Here is a 21,495-nt window from a genome sequence, read left to right as displayed (position 1 = left end):
ACTGATAGGAAAATAAGATAGTTTGCAAGATAGCGAATGTTGGTTTACCCCCTGCCGACGCGTCGGACCGCCTAAAGGGAGCCAAAGTACCCCCCGCCCTGAAGGGAGCCTGCTGGCGCCCGAGTTGGGCCGACGCATCGTTGCCATCGTCATGGCACTATCTGCATCTATGTCGCTGGTAAGCTGTCCGTGCGCCAGCAGGCTCCCTTTAGGGCGGGGGGCCTTTGACCCCCTTCAGGCGGTCCGACGCGTCGGCGGGGTGGGCAGGTTATCGCGTTACAGTGGTAAATAATTGGTTATTGTGGCCAGTGCGGCTTCCATATTGTCAAATACATCTTCATTGCGAAAACGGATGACCCGGATACCCAATTCTTCGATGATAAAGGTTCGATTGGCGTCATACTCTTGCTGGTCGGGCGAGTCGTGCACACTGCCGTCCAGTTCAATCACCAACCGGGCTGCGTGGCAATAGAAGTCAGCCACAAAATTGCTGATTGGATGTTGAGCTTTGAAGCGAAAGCCGTGGAGCCGATTCAGCCGTAGCCGTTCCCACAGAGTAAGTTCGGCGGGTGTCATGGCTTCCCGTAGTTGCTTAGCGTAGACAAAGAGTTGGGGCGACGCACCATAAAACATATCGCTGGCCATAGGGGAGGAGATTGTAGGTTTTATGACGAAGCTAATTGGTTAACGTTACGAATCAATTCATGGGTTACCCCCCTTTAGGGCGGGGGGAGCGACGGGGAATTAAAAATACGCATTAAGCATCGGGGTGAATACCAGGCAAACATTATTCATTTCTTAGAATTGTTATTTTTAATTATTTTTAGAAATGAATTATGTATTATTTCAACAAAACGTAGGGCAGCAAGGGTTGTTTTCGGTGCAGGACGTGCGAAAACGGTTTCCCCGGTTTGACACCCGGCGGCTAGTTGAGTGGCAACAGAAAGGCTACATACAGCGCATAGTGAACCAATGGTATATGTTTCGAACGACTACTCTGGCGGAGGAAACACTGTGGTGGACGGCCAATCGAATCTATCAACCCTCTTATCTTTCGCTTGAGACAGCCTTATCGTTTTACGGCCTCATTCCCGAAGGCGTCTACGTATTCACGTCTATCAGTTCGCGCAAAACGCAGACCTTCACCACGCCGGTAGGTACTTTTCTGTACCGGCACGTAAAGCCAGCCTTTTTCTTTGGCTATCAGGTTATGCGAACAGCAGCAACCGCAGCAGCGGGTAGCCTGCCCGATCGGCCGGTGCTGATGGCCAACGTAGAGAAAACTATTCTTGACTACTGTTACCTGAATCCTCACCTGAGGACGGTCGATGATTTCGCGGCCACCCGGTTAAATACCAGTCAATTACGCCATCAGCTTAACCGCCAGCGCTTGCAGACATACACAGATCTGGTTGGAGGAAAGCAATTGTCGCACCGCATTGCTGTTTTTCGTCAGTACATTGACCACTATGCTTGACTTCAGCCAGATCATAACGCAATATCCGTTGTCGCTGCAACCGTTTAGCCGGTTTATCCTCCGCGAATACCTGCAGTACAAACTTCTGCAACTGATTTACGACAGTGACTATGCCGACCGGCTCGTATTTTTGGGCGGGACCTGCCTGCGGATTGTACACGGCAACCAGCGCTTTTCGGAAGACCTGGATTTTGACAATACGGGCATCAACGAAACTGATTTTACCGGACTGGCCAGCGTTATCGAAAATGGGCTGCGGCTGGAGGGGTACGAGGTAGAAATGCGCCTGGTAATGAAGGGGGCTTACCACTGCCACGTCAAATTTCCGGCTTTGCTGTTTCAGCAGGGACTAAGCGGCTACCGCGAGGAGAAGATTTTGATCCAGTTAGATACTGAACCACAGTACTTTGCGTTTACACCTGAGCCGTACCTGCTTAACCGTTTTGACGTGTTCACGCAAATCAATACGACACCGGTTGATCTGTTACTGGCGCAAAAATTTTACGCCATTCTGAACCGGGTTCGTAACAAAGGGCGGGACTTTTACGATGCTGTTTTCTTGCTGGGTAAGGGTATCAAGCCGAACTACGATTATCTGCAACAGAAACTCCAGATTGATAACGCTGAAGCCCTGCGTAGCCGGTTGCTCGATCACTGTCGAACGATTGACATGCAGGCTATGGCCGCCGATGTGCGCCCGTTCCTGTTCAACGCAGCCGACGAGCGCCGGGTAGCCTTGTTTGAACAGTACATACGGCAGGTTCGGTTGTGAACGTGTACAATCCAGCGTCCTCCGCCGAAGCCTCAGAGGGAAAGCCTACTGGTGCTTCAACGGAGGACGCTGAATGAAAATCTTACCGCAGAATGACGGCTGAGCTACCCGCCAGGGCGGCTTCCAGGTCAGCTTTCAGTTCTGTAAGATAGGCATCAATGTCGGCCTGGCTGCTAAGCGTCCGCTTGGGGAGCGTGTACGACCGAGCCTTGGGAGCTGCCAGTGCCACGGCGTCATCAACGGCTGACTGAAACTGATTAGGTAAAGCGGTTAGTTTAGTTTGCCACGCATCGAGCGACACTTTCTGCAACTGTCCTAACAAACTGGCCGTATCCAGCAGCTTGATCTCAGGCTTCGCCACAATGTTGTGCTTCACCAGAATCTGATGCTTTTGTTCGGGTGTAAGTCCTTTGAAATAGGAATTGTTTTGCAACGTATCCATCTCGGCGTCGAAGCGGTCGTTGAAGCGCTGCTTGGCGTTGTTGAGTGCTGTTTTAAGTATATCGCAGAGCCGGTTTAGTAGGGGGGTAACTAAATCGGGTTCGGCCAACAATAGCCGGTCGGTACGAATGGCATCAGCCTCCTGCCGAATGGGAGCATAGTCTGCCGACTGCGGAGCCACAGCCAGCAGATTGGTGAGCATCTGCCAGTGGGGGAGCCGATCGGCCACCATGGCAGCCTGCTTGGTCCAGGTGGTGAAGTTGGCCCTAAGTGTATCGGCTTGCTCCACCAGTTGAAGGAGCCGCTCATTGCCATCGAGGTTTTCAAGGGCTTTGAGGTCGTTCAGCGACAACGGTTCAGGCTGGGGCGAGTCACCGCCCACGCGGTCGGCCAACTGACGTAGCGCCTGGAAAAGCGCATTCGATCCGGCAAACTCCTCATTTGGCTTTATGGTCAAGCCGGCCTCCTGATAAAGCTTACGCAGTTTGATTTTCTGAGTCGCCGTGAGCGTATGCACTTCGCGCTTGAATACAGCTGCACCAAGTTTAGCTTGTGTGAGCGACTGTTCAGGGGTTGAAATCAGGTCAGCGTTTTCGAGGATCACCGTCATGGCATCAATGGCGTCGCGGCTCCAGCCGTAGGGAGCTTTTTCAAACTGATTCCGAATGTCGCGACCCGTTTGCGAACCGGTGCCTATGAAGTTCAGTAAATCCTTGGCCACGGGGTGATCTTTGGGGTCTTTATCGTAGCCGGTTTGCTTAAGCGCATCTGGGTCGCCACCTAGTGCTTTAGTGAGAGCCTTTCCCCAGTCTTTATAATCAGCTTTGGCTTTAAAGTCCGGAAACTGACGGTCTGCGAGCGCATTCAAGGCTTCTTCCACATTGTCACGTAGATTGCCCCGGTTTATTTCATTGCCCCCGGCCAGATAAACCAACGCGTCTCGTCCGATGGTGTTAACTAGTTCGGCTATAGCCTGGCTGGCCGTGGCTTTACGAGTCTCCATACTATGGCGAGCCTGTTCTCCCTCGGGCGTTGTTGGGATACCCTTGCTGTCAATGGTATCTTGTGCTGCTAAAAATTTTATGATTTCCGTACGGAGATCGGTATCACGCTGCTTCCGCACATAGACGTAAGCCAGTGGAGCCTCAGAACCCTCGGCTCGGATTTCATTCAGCACGGTTGCTTCATTCTCAAACCAGCCATCACGTACCCATACGTTCAGCTGAGTTGTGGTGGCAGGTCGGTCTGAGCCGGTGTGGATAGTGAAATCGCGTTTTTCCCGCGAAATACCCTGGAGAATGTTGATAGCTTTGGTACCTTCTTTGAAGAATTGGGTAAAGCGGTCGCGTCGGAACTGTTGAATACGATCGTCGCCAGAGTTGCCCAGCTTAGTGGCTTGCTTCGTAAACTCCTGTTCCCATTCGGCTCCAATCTTTGTCTGTAGTTTAAACTCTGACCCGATGGGCATCAGCACTTTCTCATCCACTAATTTGGCGATCAGTGCTTTTACCTGTTGGCGAAACTGGGCTGAAGGCTGTGTAATATCGGTCAGTAGCAGATCGGCAATGGTATTCTCGTCGGAGCGTACCCGCCCCCCTGTGCTATCCTGGGGTAGGCGATCAATTAGAAAGACGGTACTTAAAATGCGTCCCTCCAATAACGCATCGCCCCCTTTAGCCTTTCGTTCAAGAATGAGGTTATTGGTTTCGTTGAGGAGTAAGGCATTTTGGAGCAACTGCTGTTGTTTCTGTTCGAACACAAAGTCAGCAGGCACTACGCAACCCAGCGGCTGGTTAGCTACAGTCTTGACGCTCTCATCAATAATGCGAAGTTGCGAACGCAGTTGACCCGACGTACCGGCCGTATCAATCACCTGTAACACCCGTTTCCAAAACTTACGGGTTGACGGCAGAATTGGATAGTCGGCAGCCAGCGTAATTTGATCCTCCGTACGATACCCAAAGTCTGTACCTGATAGGTTTTGAGCAATCTCGCCAGAGGCTCCGTCGAGTACCTGATTCAATTCGGATAGTACTGATGGTTTCTTTTGTAAGACTGTTTTACGGGTTACCGTTTCAACGTCCTGGTCCGACAGGGACACCTTCACCGAAAAGCGATCCTGAAGGGGTTGTAGAAAAGGCGTTTCGGAAAGAGCATTCTGCCCGGTGCCGATCAATAGGAAACGCCCATCGAACTGGCTGCAAAGGTCCTGGGCGAGATTCTGCACGTCGATGGCTTTGCCGCCGTCGCGGTCAATAAACTGCTGCACTTCATCGAGTACAAGTATTGTACAGGGAATTTTATTGCCAAATTTTAGCGGTAATGCTTCGTCACGAATTGTTCGAAGTAATTCATCCCGGTTTACACTTTCGACCCTTTTGAAATTGAGCTTAAAGTATTCTTTTACCTGCGCTTCACTGGTTGCAAAGTCTGATTTGATCTCCAGAATAGCTTTAGCTAACACTGTTGAGACAAACAGGTTTTCGTACTCGCGCTGAAAGTTTTTCCCTTCAGCTTCCACTCGCGCTTTCAACGCATCATAAATTCCTTCCTGTTTGGCCCAATAAACAAATTTAAAAAGGTGGTATTGCGTAGGTAAGCCCAGGGCTCCAAGAAACAATTGTAGAAACGAGTAGCGGATGTCGGGTGACGGAAAATCCTTTAGCGTACCCGATACTGCCAGCCGACCATAGAGGGTTTGCTTTCGATCAAGTTCGGTGAGCAAATCGTTGATGTCGGTCGGTAAAGCTTTAATAGTACGGGCCGTATCCCCGTTATCGAAGCGGAAGTTTTCCCATAAAAACCCCAACATCTTCACTAGATGCGATTTACCACTACCGAAGAAACCACTTACCCATACAGCGGGTTGCTTGGGTTGGTCAAGGTATTTAAGGTACGTATCCAAAATGCGGTGGATACCCCGCTGGTATTCACCTTCACAGACAAACGTATGAAGTTCATGTCGGATCACGCGTTGACCGGCAGTATCACGACTGCTGCCAATTTCGACAACACCGTCATTTAATAAGTTATTGGTGGTGGGGTTCAGAACAAAAAGGTCCTGGTTTTGCATGAAAATGTGGTTTTGTAAAAAAGTAGTGTGGACTAAAGAATCGGTCTGGCCAGATAATTCCAGCCATCACGGGCGTCTAAGAGCCTATATTGATTGTGTTGATACTCGCCGGGAAAGAAGACGAGCATTCGTCCCTGTATCCCCGTTGTTACACTCCTCAGTACGTCAGATAACGGTATCAAACCAAACAGAGCCGACACATCCTGTAGGACTATGAGTGTATGATTGTCTGGCTGCGCTTGCTGAATAGCTTCAGTCAATCGTTGAACAACATAGGGTTTGAAATCGGCCTCTAATTGATCAATCAGATCCTCTGGTGATTCAAAATAGCCTTCACGGTATTCATGAGCGGTCATCCATTCCGGAAAAAAGGGCTTAAGTGATACAGGTATCCAACGGCGGTTAGCTCTACGAGCAGCCGCTTCAAAATCCCCCATACGTAACTCAACCCGTCTCAGTTCGGCTGGGTCAAACACCAAAAACCAGATTCGTTCGCTACCTGATAATAAGGTAGGCCATGGTTCGCAAAGCGCATTCTCAAATGTAGCCAACAATGCATCAATCTTGGTGGCCATTACCTGCTGTAATTTCTTGTATTAGTGACTCGAAAGATATAGACATAACGCTTCCTGCTCGCTGATAAGTTAACCATCCTTTATGACTAGCCTGAACTAAAAAATGGTGCAACGTATCAGCGTCCTGCTCCAGAGCTTTTACCCAAATACTGCCTAGCAAATACTCACCACGATCTCCGTTTATGTAAGCCATTAAGAAAGCAAATGTCACTACTGGCAAAGTTGACTGAAATGGGATTCGCATGGCCTTAACTTTTCCAACAAGGTAACCTACCTGCTTATATGAACTGGCTAAGTTTTTAGCGATGGAATATTGAGTAACTTCAGAAAATTGATTTGGGTGATGGTTGGCTAAACTACTTTGGAATTGAGTCACTGACAGACTAGCTCCCAGAGGGGTGTTAGTTATAACAGAGAAGCTTTCGCTCAACAGATAATCATGTCCCAGTGCATATAGGAAGGCTAACTTAGGCCGGAATTGTGGCTCAGTTAATTTCCAAAAATAAAATAGTGCAGCGAAGGGCAAATAAGCCGTGTCAAATCGATAAAGCTTCCTAAGGGCTATATATGAACGCTGTCTATTTGCCTGCGTACGTTTGCCGGCTACGTTATGTTCAATAGCAAGCGCAAAGTTTTTATTGCTATCAGTATGGTCCATAACCTGTGCCAGTTCGGCAGTCATTAACGTTCGGGCCGTATGGATGGTAGTAGGCTTAGTAGATATAATCATTCCACAAAAAAGCAAAATTGAATCTCTTTCTAAGGTAATGCAACATTCCACCCAGCAAAAAGTGTAAGAATTATAGTAAGGGCCATTTTCATCCGGCCCAGTTCTCCCGATCCAGGCTCCGGTACTGAATCGCTTCGGCGAGGTGCTCGATGCGAATCTCCTCCGTGCCGGCCAGGTCGGCGATGGTACGCGACACTTTAAGGATACGGTCATAAGCCCGGGCCGATAAGCCAAGCCGTTCCATGGCCGTTTTAAGCAGCATCCGTCCGGCATCGCTGATGGTGCAAAGTTCTTTCACCATTTGCGACGGCATCATGGCGTTGGAGTAAATGCCGGTATGACCCTCGAACCGCTTGGTCTGTACGTCGCGTGCCCGCATCACCCGCTCACGGATGGCCTGGCTGCTTTCGGCGGGGCGGTTGGCGGTCATCTGGTCGAACGATACCGGCGTTACCTCGACGTGCAGATCGATGCGATCGAGCAGGGGACCGCTGATTTTATTCAGGTAGCGCTGGACAACCCCCGGTCCACACACGCATTCTTTTTCGGGGTGGTTGTAGTAGCCGCAGGGACAGGGATTCATGCTGGCGATGAGCATGAAGTTAGCCGGAAACTCAACCGCCCACTTGGCCCGGGAAATGCTGACCCGGCGGTCTTCCAGCGGCTGGCGCATGACTTCGAGGGCCGTTCGTTTAAACTCCGGTAATTCGTCCAGAAACAGTACGCCGTTGTGCGCCAGTGAGATTTCGCCCGGTTGCGGGAAGCTGCCCCCACCGACCAGGGCCGTATCGCTGATGGTATGGTGCGGAGCCCGGTAGGGTCGCGTTGAAATCAGTGTAGCGCGGGTGCCGAGTTTCCCGGCTACGGAATGGATCTTGGTTGTTTCGAGGGCCTCCTGCAGGGTCAGCGGTGGCAGAATACTCGGCAACCGCTTCGCCAGCATGGTTTTGCCGGCACCCGGCGGGCCAATCATGATGACATTGTGTCCGCCGGCAGCCGCAATTTCCATAGCCCGCTTGATGTTTTCCTGGCCCTGCACATGCGAAAAGTCGGCTTCGTAGCTGTTGAGCTGACTCATGAAAATATCCCGCGTATCGCTGACCAGAGGCTCAATGTTTTTCTTGCCTTCAAAGAACTCGACGGCGTCCTGCATGGTTTCGACCCCGATGATGTCCAGTTGATTGACAATGGCCGCTTCCTGGGCGTTTTCGATCGGCAGCACGAATCCTTTAAATCCCTGTTTCCGCGCTTCAATGGCAATAGGCAATACGCCTTTGATAGGCCGCAGCCGCCCGTCGAGCGAAAGTTCGCCCATGATGACGTATTCTTCGAGACTGCGTTCGGGATTCATCTGCTCCGACGATTGCAGCACGCAGAGCGCGATGGGCAAATCATAGGCGGTACCTTCTTTACGGATATCGGCCGGGGCGAGGTTGACCACGACTTTCTGCCGGGGCATTCGATAGCCAAAAAACTTGAGCGACGCTTCAACGCGCTGCTCACTTTCCTTAACGGCACTATCGGGGAGGCCTACCATGAAAAACCGCAGGCCCTGCCCAACGGCTACTTCAATGGTAATAATCGTCGCGTTGACGCCATAAACGGCCGCGCCGAATGTTTTGGCTAGCATACTAAAACGGGATAAAATAGACGGTGGTAGGTGTCAAAACTACGGAAAGGGTGACCAATAAAAAAGCCGACGAACTCGCTCCGGTCGGCTTTTAAACGAAATTAAATCTTTTCGGCAATACGAAGTTTGGCGCTCCGTGCCCGTGGATTCCGGCTGATTTCGTCGGGCGAGGCTTCGATTGGTTTACGCGTCACCGACTGCAGCGGTTTGATCTCATTGCCGAACAGGTCTTTTTCAACGTCACCCTGAAACTTGCCTTTGTTGATAAAATTTTTGACCAGCCGGTCCTCCAGCGAGTGGTACGACAGCACGACCAGCCGGCCGCCCGGCTTCAGGACGTCCGGCACCTGTTCCAGAAACTCTTCGAGCGCTTTTAACTCATCGTTTACCTCAATGCGTAACGCCTGAAACACCTGCGCAAAGTACTTATTTTCTTTACCCCGCGGGGCGTAGCGCTGCAGGGCCGCTTTCAGTTCATTTACTGTATTGATACTGCGGTTTGATCGGGCCGAAACGAGGGCCGACGCGGCCGTGCGGGCGTTCGTAATCTCGCCATACATGCCCAGAATGCGGTGCAGTTCTGCCTCCGAATACTCATTCACGACCTCGCGTGCCGTGCGGTCGGCCTGCTGGTTCATACGCATGTCGAGGTCGGCGTCGAAGCGGGTCGAAAAGCCACGTTCGGGCGTATCGATCTGGTGCGACGAAATGCCCAGATCGGCCAGAATGCCGTCGATGCCATCGGCTTTGTAGAGCCGTAGATACCGTTTAAGATTTCGGAAATTCGAGGCAATGAACGTGAGTCGTGAGTCATTGAGCGCCTGGGCGTTTGCTTTGGCGTCGGCGTCCTGATCGAAGGCAAAGAGCCGCCCCCCTTCCAGTCGTCGTAAAATTTCGCGGCTGTGGCCACCGCCACCGAAAGTTACGTCGACATACGTACCGCCGGGCTGCAGGGCCAGGCCGTCAATGCATTCGTGTAATAAAACAGGTTGGTGATAATCAGTCATGAAGAAACTAACCGTTCGTTGCGGTCGTTACAAACATATCTTTTCTTTACCGTATGAAAAAGCGCTTCGCTCTAACGGCTTCACTACTGTTTTCATGCTCTTTGCTGTTTGGCCAACCAACTACCCCTATTAAACCAGGCGTTTACCGCGCCGTATTAAAAACCCGGGGTGGAGACTTACCGTTTGGTCTTGATATCCAATCGGCCGGCCAGACGTACACGGTTTTCGCCCTGAACGGTACCGAACGGCTCAAAATGGACCCCGCTACGGTCGAAGGCGATTCGCTGCATATTCCCATGGCGCTGTTCGAGTCGGAACTGGTGGCAAAACCCGACGGCGATGTGCTGCGTGGTGTCTGGCGTCGTCGCCGGACAGCCAAACAGTATCAGACGATGCCGTTCGAAGCCCGCTACGGAGTTACGTACCGATTCTCGGCCGAGAACGGGAAACCAGCCGGTACTACCTCGTTAACCGGCAAATGGGCCACGGAGTTTGGGAAGGCTAAAGGGACCGTGGATACGGTCAACGCCGTTGGTGTGTTCGGGCAGCAGGGGAGCCGCGTGACGGGTACGTTCCTGACCCCCACCGGCGACTATCGCTACCTGGCCGGCGACGTCGTGGGCGATAGCCTGTTTCTGTCCTGCTTTGATGGTACGCACGCGTTTCTGTTCAAAGCGAAACACAACCCCGCCAACAACACGCTGGCCGGCGGGTTCTGGTCCGGCTTCACCGGCTACGAGCCGTGGGTTGCCCGGTTCGATCCCAAAGCCGAACTGCCCGATCCGGCTGGACTGACATACGTCCGGCCCGGACAGACGTTTGCGTTTTCGTTTCCGGAGCCTAACGGCAAGCCCGTGTCGCTGAACGACCTCCGCTTTAAGGATAAAGTAACGGTGATCCAGATTTTGGGAACGTGGTGCCCGAACTGCATGGACGAAACCCTGTTTCTGAGTCCGTGGTACAAGCGGAATCGGTCGAGGGGCGTCGAAGTGGTAGGGCTGGCGTTTGAAAAAACGGCCGACATGAATGAGTCAGGCCCGAAAATCGAGCGGATGAAGCAGCGATTCAGCATCGAGTACCCCGTTGTGCTGGCCGGAACAAACGATAAAGCCGAAGCCTCAAAAGCTTTACCGGCACTAAACCGGGTGGTCGCTTTCCCAACGACCCTGTTCGTGGACAAGAAAGGGCAGGTTCGGCATATCCATACGGGCTTTTCCGGCCCCGGAACGGGGAAATATTATGATCAGTACGTTGAGGAATTCAACCGGCTGATCGATAAACTGCTGTCGGAATCCTGACGCATACTTCAGTTATCAGTTATTTTTTCCTGACGAACGCCTGGGTTATTTATTGGTCCGGGCGCTCATTGTTTATAATAGTATGCTTGCATAATATCTCCAAAAAATTGTAGATTTACACATTGGAAGGGGAGTGCGACATCACTATGAAAAAAGAGAAAACCGTTGATTTTCACATAAAATGGAGCTGGCATGCCATTTCGCGTATGTACAATGCCTACGCAGCCCGCTACGACATGACGATGGCGATTGGCTACGTGCTGCTCAATATCGATCTGGAAGATGGTACGCCCGCTACTAAAATCGGACCGCTGCTGGGTATGGAGCCCCGCAGTCTGGTACGGATGCTGAAAAGCCTGGAGGAGCGGGGCTGGATCCGGCGCGAAATCGATGAGAGTGACAAGCGGTTCGTCCGAATTTATCTGACCGACGAGGGCAAGACGAAGCGAGAAATCGCCCGGGAAGGCGTTATTCAGTTTAATAACCTGATCCGGGAGAAAATTCCCCTTGAAAAGCTGGTCTTGTTTTTTGACGTTATCAAAGACATAAACCGGCTGGTCGAGGAAGAAAACGCCAAACTGAAAGCCAACGAAACTGAAGAGCTGACACTGGAGTAAGCCACTACACGTATGCTTATCACCGAAGACCAGAGTACAGAACGGCTAAAAAGTTTCTTTCATCTGATGGTGATAGCGGCCAAGCTTTACCGAGCCAACCCTAACAACCCGCCGAAACTGATGGATATTAACGGGGAAGACGTTCAGCAGTTGTTAGGTAGCCTTTACAAGCATAACGTAAGGTATTTGCTCGTGGGTGGTATGGCGGGGATAGTGCATGGTCATAACCGAACGACGCACGATATGGATGTGTGGGTTCAGATCGGTCAGCAAAATAAAGACAACCTGATTACCGCATTGCTTGAAAACGAAGTAGCCGGAGCCACTTATTTAAAAGATGTACCACTTTTATTTGGCTGGACTTCGGTACAGGTTGGCCGTTATGGCTTTACCCTCGACATGGGTTATGCTATGAAAGCATTCAGTGAGGTGGACTTTGATGCCTGCTACAACCGTGCCCTTGACGCTTCGTTTGATGGTGTACCGTTTAAGGTTATTCATTTGAATGACCTTATTATTGAAAAAAAAGCAACCGGTCGGCCGAAAGATTTGGCCGATGTTGAAGAACTACTAAAAGTAGCAACTATTAATAGGAACGCACTTGATCCGGATAAGATGGATTGACACGGACCACCACTATCAGGTGTGTGCATCTTAGCCGCGGCATCTGTATTCCGTCCTTACTGTTAACGTATGGAAGCAACCTTAGAACAACCAAAAACCGCCTTAAAGAACCGCAGCATTCGGCGCGTGGCCGTGCTGGGATCAGGAATCATGGGCTCGCGGATTGCGGCTCATTTCGCCAACATTGGTCTTGAAGTCCTGCTGCTGGACATTGTACCGCAGCAACTGACGCCCGCTGAAGAAGCCAAAGGGTTGACACTCGATAAACCCGCCGTGCGAAACCGGCTCGTCAATGATGCGTGGCAGAACACCCTCAAAGCTACGCCGGCTTCGTTATATAACGCCAAGTTTGCCGAGCGGGTGAAGCTGGGTAATTTCGACGATAATCTAAAAGACATTGCCACCTACGACTGGATTATTGAGGCCGTGGTGGAGCGGCTGGACGTCAAACGGTCGTTGTATGAACGGGTTGAACAGTTCCGCAAGGCTGGTACGCTTATTACGTCCAATACGTCCGGAATTCCCATGCATCTGCTGGCTGAAGGACGTAGCGACGACTTCCGGCGGCATTTCTGCGGTACGCACTTCTTTAACCCACCCCGTTACCTGCGCCTGCTCGAAATCATTCCGGGACCCGATACGGACCCGGCCGTGATCGATTTCCTGATGAAGTATGGCGATCTGTTTCTGGGAAAAACCACTGTATTGTGTAAAGACACGCCCGGTTTTATTGCCAACCGCCTGGGTATTCAGTCGCTGGTGCAGACGATCCGGGTAGCCGAAGACCTGGGCCTGACTGTTGAGGAAGTCGATAAACTGACCGGTCCGGTAGTGGGTCGGCCGAAATCAGGTACGTTCCGGCTGTCGGACGTAGTGGGCCTGGATACAACCGTCAACGTCGCCAATAACCTCGTCAAGATGGAGCACGACGAGTCGCGGGAGTCGTTCCAACTGACGGCATCCATGCAGAAGCTGATGGAGAACAAATGGCTCGGCGACAAAACGGGGCAGGGGTATTACAAGAAAACCAAGGACGAGAACGGGCAGACGGTCATTCTGGCACTCGATCTGAAAACGTATGAATACAAGCCGTCGCAGAAGGTCCGCTTCGCGACGCTGGAAAGCACGAAGGCCATCGAAAACCTGCGTAAACGGTTCCCGGTGCTGCTGGCCGGTCAGGATAAAGCTGGTGAGTTCTACCGCCGGACGTTTGCCGATGGTTTCCGGTACGCAACGAATCGCATCCCCGAGATTTCCGACGAACTGTACCGAATCGACGCGGCCATTACGACCGGCTTCGGCTGGCAGCTGGGCCTTTTCGAAACCTGGGATGCCATTGGCGTTCGCAAAGGCGTGGAGCTGATTGAGTCGCTGGGGCAGAAACCCGCTCAGTGGGTCTACGATATGCTGGATGCCGGCTATGAGGCCTTTTACAAGGTTGAAGGCGGCAAGCGGCTGTACTACGACATTCAAACGAAAAGCTACAAGCCGGTTCCGGGAACCGAAGAATTCATTATTCTCGAAAATATCCCGAATAACGTAGTCTGGAAGAACGCAGGCATCTACCTGTACGATCTGGGCGATGGGATTCTGAACATTGAGTTCCGCAGCAAAATGAACACCTTCGGTTTGGAGGTGATGGAAGGCATCAACAAAGCGATCAGCATTGCCGAGAAAGATTTCCGCGGGCTGGTTATGGGCAACGATTCGTCGGAAGCGTTCTCGGCGGGGGCAAACCTGGGTACGTTGTTCATGCTGGCGGTTGAGCAGGAGTTCGACGAGATCAACCTGATGATTGCCCAGTTCCAGCAGGTAATCCGGCGTATCCGGTACTCATCGATTCCCGTGGTTGTAGCTCCGCACACCCTGACGCTGGGTGGCGGCTGCGAAGCTGTCCTGCACGCCGATCGCGTTGTGGCACACGCCGAAACGTACATGGGACTGGTTGAGGTGGGCGTTGGTTTGATTCCGGCCGGTGGCGGCACGAAGGAAATGGCGGCCCGCGCGTCGGATCTGTACCAGACCGGCGACCCGGAGCTGAACATCCTTCAGAACATTTACATGAACATTGCTACGGCGAAGGTGTCGACCTCGGCGCAGGAAGCGCGTGATATGAACTACCTGCGTGCGGGCGATCAGATTGTCCTGAACCGCAGCCGGCTATTGGCCGAAGCCAAACAGGCCGCTATGGAACTGGCCGACAATGGCTACGTTCAGCCGAAGCCTCGTACGGATATTAAGGTGCAGGGTAAAACCGGTATTGCGTTGTTCAAAGCCGGGCTGACGGCCATGCGCATGGGACGCTACATTTCCGAGCATGATATGAAGATTGCCGATAAGCTGGCGTACGTCATTTGTGGCGGTGACCTGAGCGCCCCCCAGATGGTATCGGAACAGTATCTGCTGGACCTGGAGCGCGAAGCCTTCCTGTCATTGTCGGGCGAGAAGAAGACGCTGGAGCGGATTCAAAGCCTGCTCGCTGGCGGGAAACCCGTACGAAACTAGCATACGCCAGGACGATAATTTCAGAAGGCTACTGCCTGCATTAGTTTGAAAGCCCCGCTGAGTGTTCTCGGCGGGGCTTTCGGCTTTGTATGCGTGTCGGTTTGACGTAAATGCCTGTTGTTGAGAAAGTTGTTGGTAATGATAGATTAATCGCTTTGAAAAAATTTGTCTACTATTTTGGGTCAATGACTTATTTACAATTAGCGGCCAATACGTTAATATTACTATTAGTTAATGGACCTGTTCGGTCTGCACTAACCCACCTGCTTTCCTTTGAGACACTGTACACTCGTTCTGTTCGTATGCTGCTTATTATCTACCTGGAGTGCTCTGGGGCAGCGTATCATCCTGGGAGGCACAAGATCGCCGTTTAAAAGTATTGGTTGATTGTGAGGAACGTATCAATGTGTCAATTGACTTAGTCAATGACGTTTTTAAGGGAAGTTCTCAAGTTTGGTGGGGTTTACGGCATCTACGGGTTTGTACTTTTGCCGACAAACGGTTTGTTTAACTTTGAATATCGTTGAAAAGACGACCTATCAGGTGTGTCAGGGTGAATCTGTTCAGTTACTGAGCAGGCCGTCTGCCGATAACCGATACATCTGGTCTCCAGCGTCCGGAGTTGACAACCCGGGCGTACGTAATCCAGTTGCCCGGCCAGCCCGGAGCCAATGGTATACGGTACAAACGCGTGGCTACTGTACCCTAGTGACGAAGGACAGCTTTTACGTTGAGGTGAAACCTGCTTTAACGCTCGCACTGGGGAATGACCGGGCTGTCTGTCCTGACGTCAGGGAGGTGACCTTTACGTCAACCGTGAATCCAGACGGCAGCGGGTTGGACTATCGGTGGTCGACAGGAGCTACCACACCCCAAATAACCGTCAGCCAGCCCGGTCGCTATAGTCTTGAAATTACCAACGGGGTCTGTAGCGCCCGCGATACGGTACAGTTGAGCCGGCTGTCGTTGCCGAAAGTTCGGTTTCCGGCCGACAACCTGTATTGTCTGAATGAAGGCCCGATAACCCTGGCCGTTGAGCCTCAGCAAGCCGATCTCAACTTTTTATGGTTGCCCGGTGAGGGCAATCAGTCGGCCCAGATCATTAGCGTACCGGGTACGTATCAGGTGCTGATCACCAATCCGGACGGCTGTACGATTACGCAGCAGTTCACGGTGAATAAGTACCGCCAGCCTCGCATCGCTGTGCCCGACGCTTTTTCGCCCAATGGGGATGGTCAGAACGACGAACTGAAACTCTTTCACGAAGGGGTCAGTGACGTTGAATGGCTGACTTACAACCGCTGGGGCAGCGTTATTTTTTATACGACCGATCTGGCAAAGCGATGGGATGGTACCTACAAGGGCGCTCCCTGCGACTCGGGTGTTTATGCGTACCTGCTACGGTACAAATCCGCCATGGAGCCAACCCGTCCTGCCCTTCATAAGGCCGGTCAGGTTGTACTTATTCGGTAATGGGTAGTCAGTAGACACTGCCCTTTAAAAAAACAGGCAACCGATACCCTGGTGGGTCATCGGTTGCCTGTTTTGGTTTGACAAGTACCAGGTCAGACCTTCTCAGCCTTCTGTTCGGCTTCCAAATCCCGGCGGGCGTTCAGGTAGCCACGAACTACCGTGAACGTGGTAATGCCAAGAAAAAAGAAGATGATGTAGTGGACGTAGTCAACAATCCACGGAAACTTCTCGCCGAAATAATAGCCGCCACCAACTAACGAGAAAACCCAGATAGCACCACCTATTACGTTATAGAGCAGAAAATACCGGAAATTCATGTGAATCAGACCGGCCAGAAGCGGAGCAAATGTGCGTACGATCGGCAAAAACCGGGCTACGATCAGCGCCCAGTTACCGTAGCGGGCAAACGCCTGCCGTGTACTCTCGATGTACTTTTTCTTGAAAAATAAGCCATCCGGCCGGTTCTGAATGCGGCCACCGAAATAGTGCCCCGTCAGATAACCGGTCAATGAACCCAAAACGGCCGCACCGAAGATGCAGGTTAGCAGCAGCCACAGCGGTACGTTCAGCATTTTGGTGCCCGCAAACACCCCCGACAGGAACAGCAGATAATCGCCCGGCAGAAAAAAACCGAAGAAAAAGCCGTTCTCAATGAAGATGATCAGCGTCACCAACACCAGTCCACCCGTTCGGATAATTTCCTCGGAATTGAGCAGGTACTGAATAAAATCAATGATCTGGTCCATGGTAGAGGATTGAATGATTGAGTCACTGAATAACTGAATGGCTGAGTCGTAGGAAATCAATCATTCGATCATTCAAGCACTCGTCAATTAAATGTACTCAGCCAGCTCAAGCCACCGATCCGACTTCTGAGCAATGAGTTGATCAATTTCGTCAATCTCCCGTGCCCAGGCCGTCAGTTGCTCGTGGTGTCCACCCGCGTTGAGCTGATCCAATACGCCGGCTTTCCGTTGCTCGAGGGCTTCAATTTCTTTTTCGAGCGTTTCGTACTCGCGCTGTTCCTTGAACGACAGGCGTTTCCTGCTTTCCGTTGGTGCAGCGGCCGGCACCTTCGTAACTGATGGCTCCGGATTTTGGTTCTTTACAACTCCGGTATTCCTGTCCGGATGTTTGGGCTGGCTATCCCGCCATTCGCGGTAGTCGGTGTAGTTGCCCGGGTAGTCCCGCACCTGGCCTTCGCCTTCCAGCACAAACACGTGTTCGACCAGCCGGTCCATAAAGTACCGGTCGTGCGTTACGATCATCACACAGCCAGGGAAATTCAGCAAAAACTCTTCCAGTACGTTCAGCGTCGTAATATCAAGGTCGTTGGTCGGCTCGTCGAGAATCAGGAAATTAGGGTTCTGCACCAGGACGAGCAGCAACTGAAGCCGCCGTTTCTCTCCTCCGCTTAACTTCGATACGTAGTCGTACTGCTTCTGGCGGTTGAACAGGAAGTGATGCAGCAACTGGCTGGCCGTTACGGTCTCGCCGGTGGCGAGTTTCATCACCTCCGCTACGTCCTGCACAACATCGATCACGCGCTGATTTTCGGGGAGGTTCAGTTCACTCTGGGTGTAATAGCCGAACTTCACCGTGCCGCCGGTCGTGATCTTTCCCGAATCCGGACGCAGCTGACCGGTCAGCATGTTGAGCAGCGTGGTTTTGCCCATGCCGTTTTTGCCGATCAGACCAACCCGGTCGAGTCGCTTGAACGTGTAGGTGAAGTGATCCAGCAGCACTTTCTCGCCAAACCGCTTGCTGAGGTTCTCGACCTCCAGAATCTTGCTGCCCAGTCGCGACGTCCGCAGGTTCAGATCCAGCTCACCGTCGGAACGCCGACCAGTCGTTTTTTCCTGCAATTCGTGAAAAGCGTCGACTCGGTACTGCGCCTTCGTACCCCGGGCTTTGGGTTGCCGTCGCATCCATTCCAGTTCGCGCTGGAGCGTATTCCGGTTCTTGTCCAGTTCGGAGGCTGCAGCGGCTTCGCGTTCATCCTTCTTTTCGAGAAAATACGCGTAGTTACCCTTGTAGGTATAAAGCTGCCCGTTGTCCATTTCGGCGATCTGATTACAGACCCGGTCCAGGAAATAACGGTCGTGGGAGACCATCAGCAACGTACCGTTGTTAGTGTTCAGGAAGGTTTCGAGGTATTCAATGGCCTCCAGATCAAGGTGGTTGGTCGGCTCATCGAGAATGAGCAGATCAGGGTTCTGGATCAGCACCCGCGCCAGGGCTACCCGCTTGCGCTGGCCACCGGATAGCGTGGCCACGGGCTGCTCAACGTCCTGAATACCCAGTTCGCCCAGAATCTGCCGAATCTGCGCTTCGTAGTCCCAGGCTTCGAGCTTTTCCATTTCGCTCATGGCGCGTTCGAGCGCAGCCGGGTCGTCGTGGAGCAGGGCTTTTTCGTAGGCCCGCACCGCGTCAAGCTGGGCGCTTTCACCGGCCAGCACCACCTCCATAACCGTCAGGGCTTCGTTGAGGTCGGGTTGCTGGTCCAGATAGCCAATGGTAATGTCTTTGCGGTGACTGACGAGGCCGTCGTCGGGCGGGGTAGCGCCGGCCAGAATAGACAGTAGGGTTGTTTTGCCGGAGCCGTTAGCCCCAACAATGGCTACCTTATCGCCCCGGTTCAACCCGAAGGTCAGGTTACGGAACAGGACGCGGTCGCCGTATGCTTTGGAGAGGTTTTCTGCTGAAAGGTAATTCATAATCTTCTAACGCCGAAAATTACGAATTCCTTTCCGTTCGTGATGGGTAATTAGCTCAATTAAGGGAACGGACGTCGTTGCGCCCGCGTAGTTCGCCGTTGCCACGGAGGTTATAGATGCTCGGCATGCGTCGGAGGTCGTAGCGCATGGCGTAGCTGAACCGGAGGGCGATCCCGAACGTCCAGCCGTTGCCATTACCGCGCAGCGTAGCATTTTGCACGGCCCCGCCGTTGACGCGGTAGGCAACATCGGTCCGGATGGAATTGCCCAGCCCCCAGTTTTTGCGGCCAAACAGGCTGAGTTCAGTCCGACCGCCGAGCTGGAGCGTGTATTCGGCCGACGCTTCGGCGAGTCCGCTCAGGTTGGGGCTGATGCGGGTATTGCTGAGCAACCGGAGCGTATCGATCTGATCGCGGCCATACATCCGGTAACCACCCCGGTAGCCAACGAGGGATACTCGTTCGAGGGCATCGCCGGAGTTTGGTATGAGCCATAGTCCGGCGCCAAGCCAGAGTCCCGACCGGTTCATTGATTGTTTCCCGATCGGAAGTTTATATTTTGTTCGGAAGACGACCCCGTGTTTATCATTAGGATACCGGAAAACCAGCGGAGCGAGGCCGTTCTGGATTGACAGGCTGCTGTGTATTGGTGACCGTGCGTAACCTCCTTCAATGGCCCACCGTTCGCGGCTAATCCAGCCGAGCATGGCACCCCAGCCGGTTTTGACGGTCGTTTCCGTACCAATCAAGCCGTTGAATGTTCCGTCGAGCTGGTTGATGTCCGTACGAACGAATCCTTCGCCCGATACGTACCAGCGCTCCCGGGTGTACATACTGCCGTAGCGGGCCAGGGTCCGTTCGATGGTAGAGCGCCCCAGGTTAGTACGCTCGGCCGGCAGCCGATAATAGTCGGTGATGGATTGGGCCAGCCCCGAAACAACACCAACAGCAATAAAAAAGGTAGTTAGAAGTGTTTTCATACGTACGCACAGCGAATGAGATTCAATACCTAACTTCCCCGTTCTCTTACGGAATGCAACTTACATTTACTTTACAAATTTGCCTATAATTTGTTCATTTTAAATTGCTTAAACATTCCACTTCCGTTAATTTTCCGCTCGATGGACGAGCCAATTCCAGGCAACGGATTGTTTTCGGGGGCCGATCGACGGGCCAGACGGCTACCCGTTATCTGAAACAGCGCTTCGTTCAGCAGTGCCTCGCGGGTGTCGCCAAGCGGAAGCAGCGACAAAGGTTCTTCTACTTCAACATTCGGTTGGAATCCGCTGGCATAATCGGACTGGCCAAGGCTGTTGAACGATTTGAAGACGATGGGCTGCATACCCCACTTGATTTTGCCTGATTCGTCGGTCACCGTAATAGACCCCACATTCTTGCCATAGGTTGCAGTGCCAATGGTCGTAACGGTCATAAAAGGTCGCAAACCGTTAATAATCAGCTCGCTGGCTGAAGCCGTATGGTCCGTTGTGAGTACAAATACCCGCTGTAGATTAGCCCCGATGTTCTGCGACTTGTTGACGAAGTTCTGGACGAAGAATGAGTCGCCATACTCCTTTTGCAGATAAGGCGTCAGGGTTTTGTTCCATTCTTCGCGGAAATACACCTTGCTGGCGTCGATGCCGCGGCCAATCAGACTGGCCAGATTGACAGACGACGAGGTGTAACCTCCCGGATTGTAGCGCAGGTCGAGCACCAGTTCGGTAACGCCCTTCGCTTTAAATTCGCTGAAGATGGCGTCGACTTTCTGATCGTACTCGGTGCCGTTGCTGCCGTTTGGAGCCGGGTTGAACTGGTTATAGACCAGATAGCCAACGGTCTTGCCGCCAACCGTGTAGACGGAGTCCAGAAACACCGGGTCTTCCTGGAACGTAGTGGCCGTAACGGTCCGGGTCTGGTCCGAATCTACCAGCGATTGACTGCTCACTGTAGCCAGCCCGAACGTATAGGTAGTTAGGTTGCCGAACAGCAAGGATACGTAGTTGGTGGTAGTCAACGTCTGGCCATTCACTTTAGAAATGATGTCCCCGCGCTTCATGCCGGCGTTGGCCGCCGGCGAACCGGGCAGAACGTAAACCACCTGCGCAATCACGTCGTTGGAATTCTGAGCGCGTCGATACAGCGTAAATTCCATGCCGGTGGTCCTGGTTTCTCCGCTCAGGCTGGCGCTCAGGTCGTCGGCGCTTTCCTCAATCCAGGAAAACCGGTCGCCGTCGGGCCGCGCTACCGCATCGTAGCCGTACAGGATGGACTCGAAAAACGTGTCGGGCGACACTGTTTTGTCGGGATTGGCCGGAATTTTATCGTTCCAGTAATACAAATCCTGCATGTTCTCCAGAATCCAGTCGTTGACGACCCTGTTCTCGGCTGCAGTGGTGGTATCGTCCGGAACAACATCGGCTTCTTTGCGGCAGGCCGACACCCCCAGTACGGTAGTCAGCAGAGCCAGGCAGGTGGTTTGGCGGAAAAATGAATAGGTTCTCATCGTTGAGATTAGTTAGGCTGTATTCAGCGTTAAAGAATAAGTCGGACGAGTCAT

At 52.4% G+C, this 21,495-nt stretch carries 17 protein-coding genes; 7 read left to right on the top strand and 10 right to left on the bottom strand.

The window, feature by feature from the left end; all coding sequences use genetic code 11:
• Positions 1–276: 276 nt before the first annotated feature.
• Complete coding sequence (locus tag DYU11_RS03335) at positions 277–645, bottom strand: endonuclease domain-containing protein (RefSeq protein ID WP_119666210.1); 369 nt, start codon at positions 643–645, stop codon at positions 277–279.
• A gap of 184 nt (positions 646–829) precedes the next feature.
• Between DYU11_RS03335 and DYU11_RS03330 the strand changes: the two genes are divergently transcribed.
• The gene (locus DYU11_RS03330; protein ID WP_119666209.1) at positions 830–1,477 is read left to right on the top strand and encodes a type IV toxin-antitoxin system AbiEi family antitoxin domain-containing protein; all 648 of its coding nucleotides are present in this window, start codon (positions 830–832) and stop codon (positions 1,475–1,477) included.
• Positions 1,470–2,249 carry a nucleotidyl transferase AbiEii/AbiGii toxin family protein gene (locus DYU11_RS03325; protein WP_119666208.1) on the top strand — a complete coding sequence of 260 codons (780 nt, stop codon included), beginning with the start codon at positions 1,470–1,472 and terminating at the stop codon, positions 2,247–2,249. Before DYU11_RS03330 ends, DYU11_RS03325 begins: the two co-directional genes overlap by 8 nt.
• 82 nt (positions 2,250–2,331) lie before the next feature.
• Here DYU11_RS03325 and brxC read toward each other — a convergent pair whose 3' ends face one another.
• The 5 genes from brxC to rsmH form a co-directional block, all read right to left on the bottom strand.
• Positions 2,332–5,763 (bottom strand): BREX system P-loop protein BrxC, encoded by a 3,432-nt coding sequence (brxC, locus tag DYU11_RS03320; RefSeq protein ID WP_119666207.1) that lies wholly within the window; start codon positions 5,761–5,763, stop codon positions 2,332–2,334.
• A gap of 32 nt (positions 5,764–5,795) precedes the next feature.
• Complete coding sequence (locus DYU11_RS03315; RefSeq protein ID WP_119666206.1) at positions 5,796–6,338, bottom strand: BREX protein BrxB domain-containing protein; 543 nt, start codon at positions 6,336–6,338, stop codon at positions 5,796–5,798.
• A complete protein-coding gene (locus DYU11_RS03310) occupies positions 6,322–7,020 on the bottom strand; it encodes a hypothetical protein (protein ID WP_119666205.1) in 699 nt (232 codons plus the stop codon). Before DYU11_RS03310 ends, DYU11_RS03315 begins: the two co-directional genes overlap by 17 nt.
• Before the next feature lie 136 nt (positions 7,021–7,156).
• The gene (locus DYU11_RS03305) at positions 7,157–8,698 is read right to left on the bottom strand and encodes a YifB family Mg chelatase-like AAA ATPase (RefSeq protein ID WP_119666204.1); all 1,542 of its coding nucleotides are present in this window, start codon (positions 8,696–8,698) and stop codon (positions 7,157–7,159) included.
• Positions 8,699–8,799: 101 nt separating this feature from the next.
• A complete protein-coding gene (rsmH, locus tag DYU11_RS03300) occupies positions 8,800–9,705 on the bottom strand; it encodes a 16S rRNA (cytosine(1402)-N(4))-methyltransferase RsmH (protein ID WP_119666203.1) in 906 nt (301 codons plus the stop codon).
• Between the two features lie 53 nt (positions 9,706–9,758).
• Here rsmH and DYU11_RS03295 point away from each other — a divergent pair, with 53 nt between their 5' ends.
• The 5 genes from DYU11_RS03295 to DYU11_RS03275 all read left to right on the top strand — a co-directional run bounded on the left by DYU11_RS03295 (position 9,759) and on the right by DYU11_RS03275 (position 16,222).
• On the top strand, positions 9,759–11,003 hold the full coding sequence (locus DYU11_RS03295) for a TlpA family protein disulfide reductase (RefSeq protein WP_119666202.1): 1,245 nt from the start codon (positions 9,759–9,761) through the stop codon (positions 11,001–11,003).
• A 146-nt stretch (positions 11,004–11,149) separates the two neighbouring features.
• A complete protein-coding gene (locus DYU11_RS03290; RefSeq protein ID WP_119666201.1) occupies positions 11,150–11,620 on the top strand; it encodes a MarR family winged helix-turn-helix transcriptional regulator in 471 nt (156 codons plus the stop codon).
• A 12-nt stretch (positions 11,621–11,632) separates the two neighbouring features.
• Positions 11,633–12,244, top strand: coding sequence for a DUF6036 family nucleotidyltransferase (locus DYU11_RS03285; protein ID WP_229365679.1), 612 nt, complete (start codon positions 11,633–11,635; stop codon positions 12,242–12,244).
• A 69-nt stretch (positions 12,245–12,313) separates the two neighbouring features.
• On the top strand, positions 12,314–14,749 hold the full coding sequence (locus tag DYU11_RS03280; protein WP_119666200.1) for a 3-hydroxyacyl-CoA dehydrogenase/enoyl-CoA hydratase family protein: 2,436 nt from the start codon (positions 12,314–12,316) through the stop codon (positions 14,747–14,749).
• Between the two features lie 735 nt (positions 14,750–15,484).
• Positions 15,485–16,222 carry a T9SS type B sorting domain-containing protein gene (locus DYU11_RS03275; protein WP_158600208.1) on the top strand — a complete coding sequence of 246 codons (738 nt, stop codon included), beginning with the start codon at positions 15,485–15,487 and terminating at the stop codon, positions 16,220–16,222.
• A gap of 92 nt (positions 16,223–16,314) precedes the next feature.
• Here DYU11_RS03275 and DYU11_RS03270 read toward each other — a convergent pair whose 3' ends face one another.
• The 4 genes from DYU11_RS03270 to DYU11_RS03255 form a co-directional block, all read right to left on the bottom strand.
• Entirely contained in the window at positions 16,315–16,968 is a 654-nt protein-coding gene (locus DYU11_RS03270; RefSeq protein ID WP_119666198.1) for a DedA family protein, read from the bottom strand.
• A gap of 87 nt (positions 16,969–17,055) precedes the next feature.
• Positions 17,056–18,939, bottom strand: coding sequence for an ABC-F family ATP-binding cassette domain-containing protein (locus tag DYU11_RS03265; RefSeq protein ID WP_119666197.1), 1,884 nt, complete (start codon positions 18,937–18,939; stop codon positions 17,056–17,058).
• 55 nt (positions 18,940–18,994) lie between these two features.
• Positions 18,995–19,918, bottom strand: coding sequence for a hypothetical protein (locus DYU11_RS03260; protein WP_119666196.1), 924 nt, complete (start codon positions 19,916–19,918; stop codon positions 18,995–18,997).
• Between the two features lie 83 nt (positions 19,919–20,001).
• On the bottom strand, positions 20,002–21,441 hold the full coding sequence (locus DYU11_RS03255; protein WP_119666195.1) for a S41 family peptidase: 1,440 nt from the start codon (positions 21,439–21,441) through the stop codon (positions 20,002–20,004).
• Between the last annotated feature and the right edge of the window lie 54 nt (positions 21,442–21,495).

Source organism: Fibrisoma montanum (genome assembly GCF_003583365.1).
In the GTDB taxonomy this organism is placed as follows: Bacteria; Bacteroidota; Bacteroidia; order Cytophagales; family Spirosomataceae; genus Fibrisoma; species Fibrisoma montanum.
This window is presented reverse-complemented; position numbering and strand designations above follow the sequence as displayed.

Bases quoted from the DNA above. Each gene is read 5' to 3' on its own strand.
- DYU11_RS03335 (WP_119666210.1), bottom strand. From the start codon at position 645: ATGGCCAGCGATATGTTTTATGGTGCGTCGCCCCAACTCTTTGTCTAC.
- DYU11_RS03330 (WP_119666209.1), top strand. From the start codon at position 830: ATGAATTATGTATTATTTCAACAAAACGTAGGGCAGCAAGGGTTGTTT.
- DYU11_RS03325 (WP_119666208.1), top strand. From the start codon at position 1,470: ATGCTTGACTTCAGCCAGATCATAACGCAATATCCGTTGTCGCTGCAA.
- brxC (WP_119666207.1), bottom strand. From the start codon at position 5,763: ATGCAAAACCAGGACCTTTTTGTTCTGAACCCCACCACCAATAACTTA.
- DYU11_RS03315 (WP_119666206.1), bottom strand. From the start codon at position 6,338: ATGGCCACCAAGATTGATGCATTGTTGGCTACATTTGAGAATGCGCTT.
- DYU11_RS03310 (WP_119666205.1), bottom strand. From the start codon at position 7,020: ATGACTGCCGAACTGGCACAGGTTATGGACCATACTGATAGCAATAAA.
- DYU11_RS03305 (WP_119666204.1), bottom strand. From the start codon at position 8,698: ATGCTAGCCAAAACATTCGGCGCGGCCGTTTATGGCGTCAACGCGACG.
- rsmH (WP_119666203.1), bottom strand. From the start codon at position 9,705: ATGACTGATTATCACCAACCTGTTTTATTACACGAATGCATTGACGGC.
- DYU11_RS03295 (WP_119666202.1), top strand. From the start codon at position 9,759: ATGAAAAAGCGCTTCGCTCTAACGGCTTCACTACTGTTTTCATGCTCT.
- DYU11_RS03290 (WP_119666201.1), top strand. From the start codon at position 11,150: ATGAAAAAAGAGAAAACCGTTGATTTTCACATAAAATGGAGCTGGCAT.
- DYU11_RS03285 (WP_229365679.1), top strand. From the start codon at position 11,633: ATGCTTATCACCGAAGACCAGAGTACAGAACGGCTAAAAAGTTTCTTT.
- DYU11_RS03280 (WP_119666200.1), top strand. From the start codon at position 12,314: ATGGAAGCAACCTTAGAACAACCAAAAACCGCCTTAAAGAACCGCAGC.
- DYU11_RS03270 (WP_119666198.1), bottom strand. From the start codon at position 16,968: ATGGACCAGATCATTGATTTTATTCAGTACCTGCTCAATTCCGAGGAA.
- DYU11_RS03265 (WP_119666197.1), bottom strand. From the start codon at position 18,939: ATGAATTACCTTTCAGCAGAAAACCTCTCCAAAGCATACGGCGACCGC.
- DYU11_RS03260 (WP_119666196.1), bottom strand. From the start codon at position 19,918: ATGAAAACACTTCTAACTACCTTTTTTATTGCTGTTGGTGTTGTTTCG.
- DYU11_RS03255 (WP_119666195.1), bottom strand. From the start codon at position 21,441: ATGAGAACCTATTCATTTTTCCGCCAAACCACCTGCCTGGCTCTGCTG.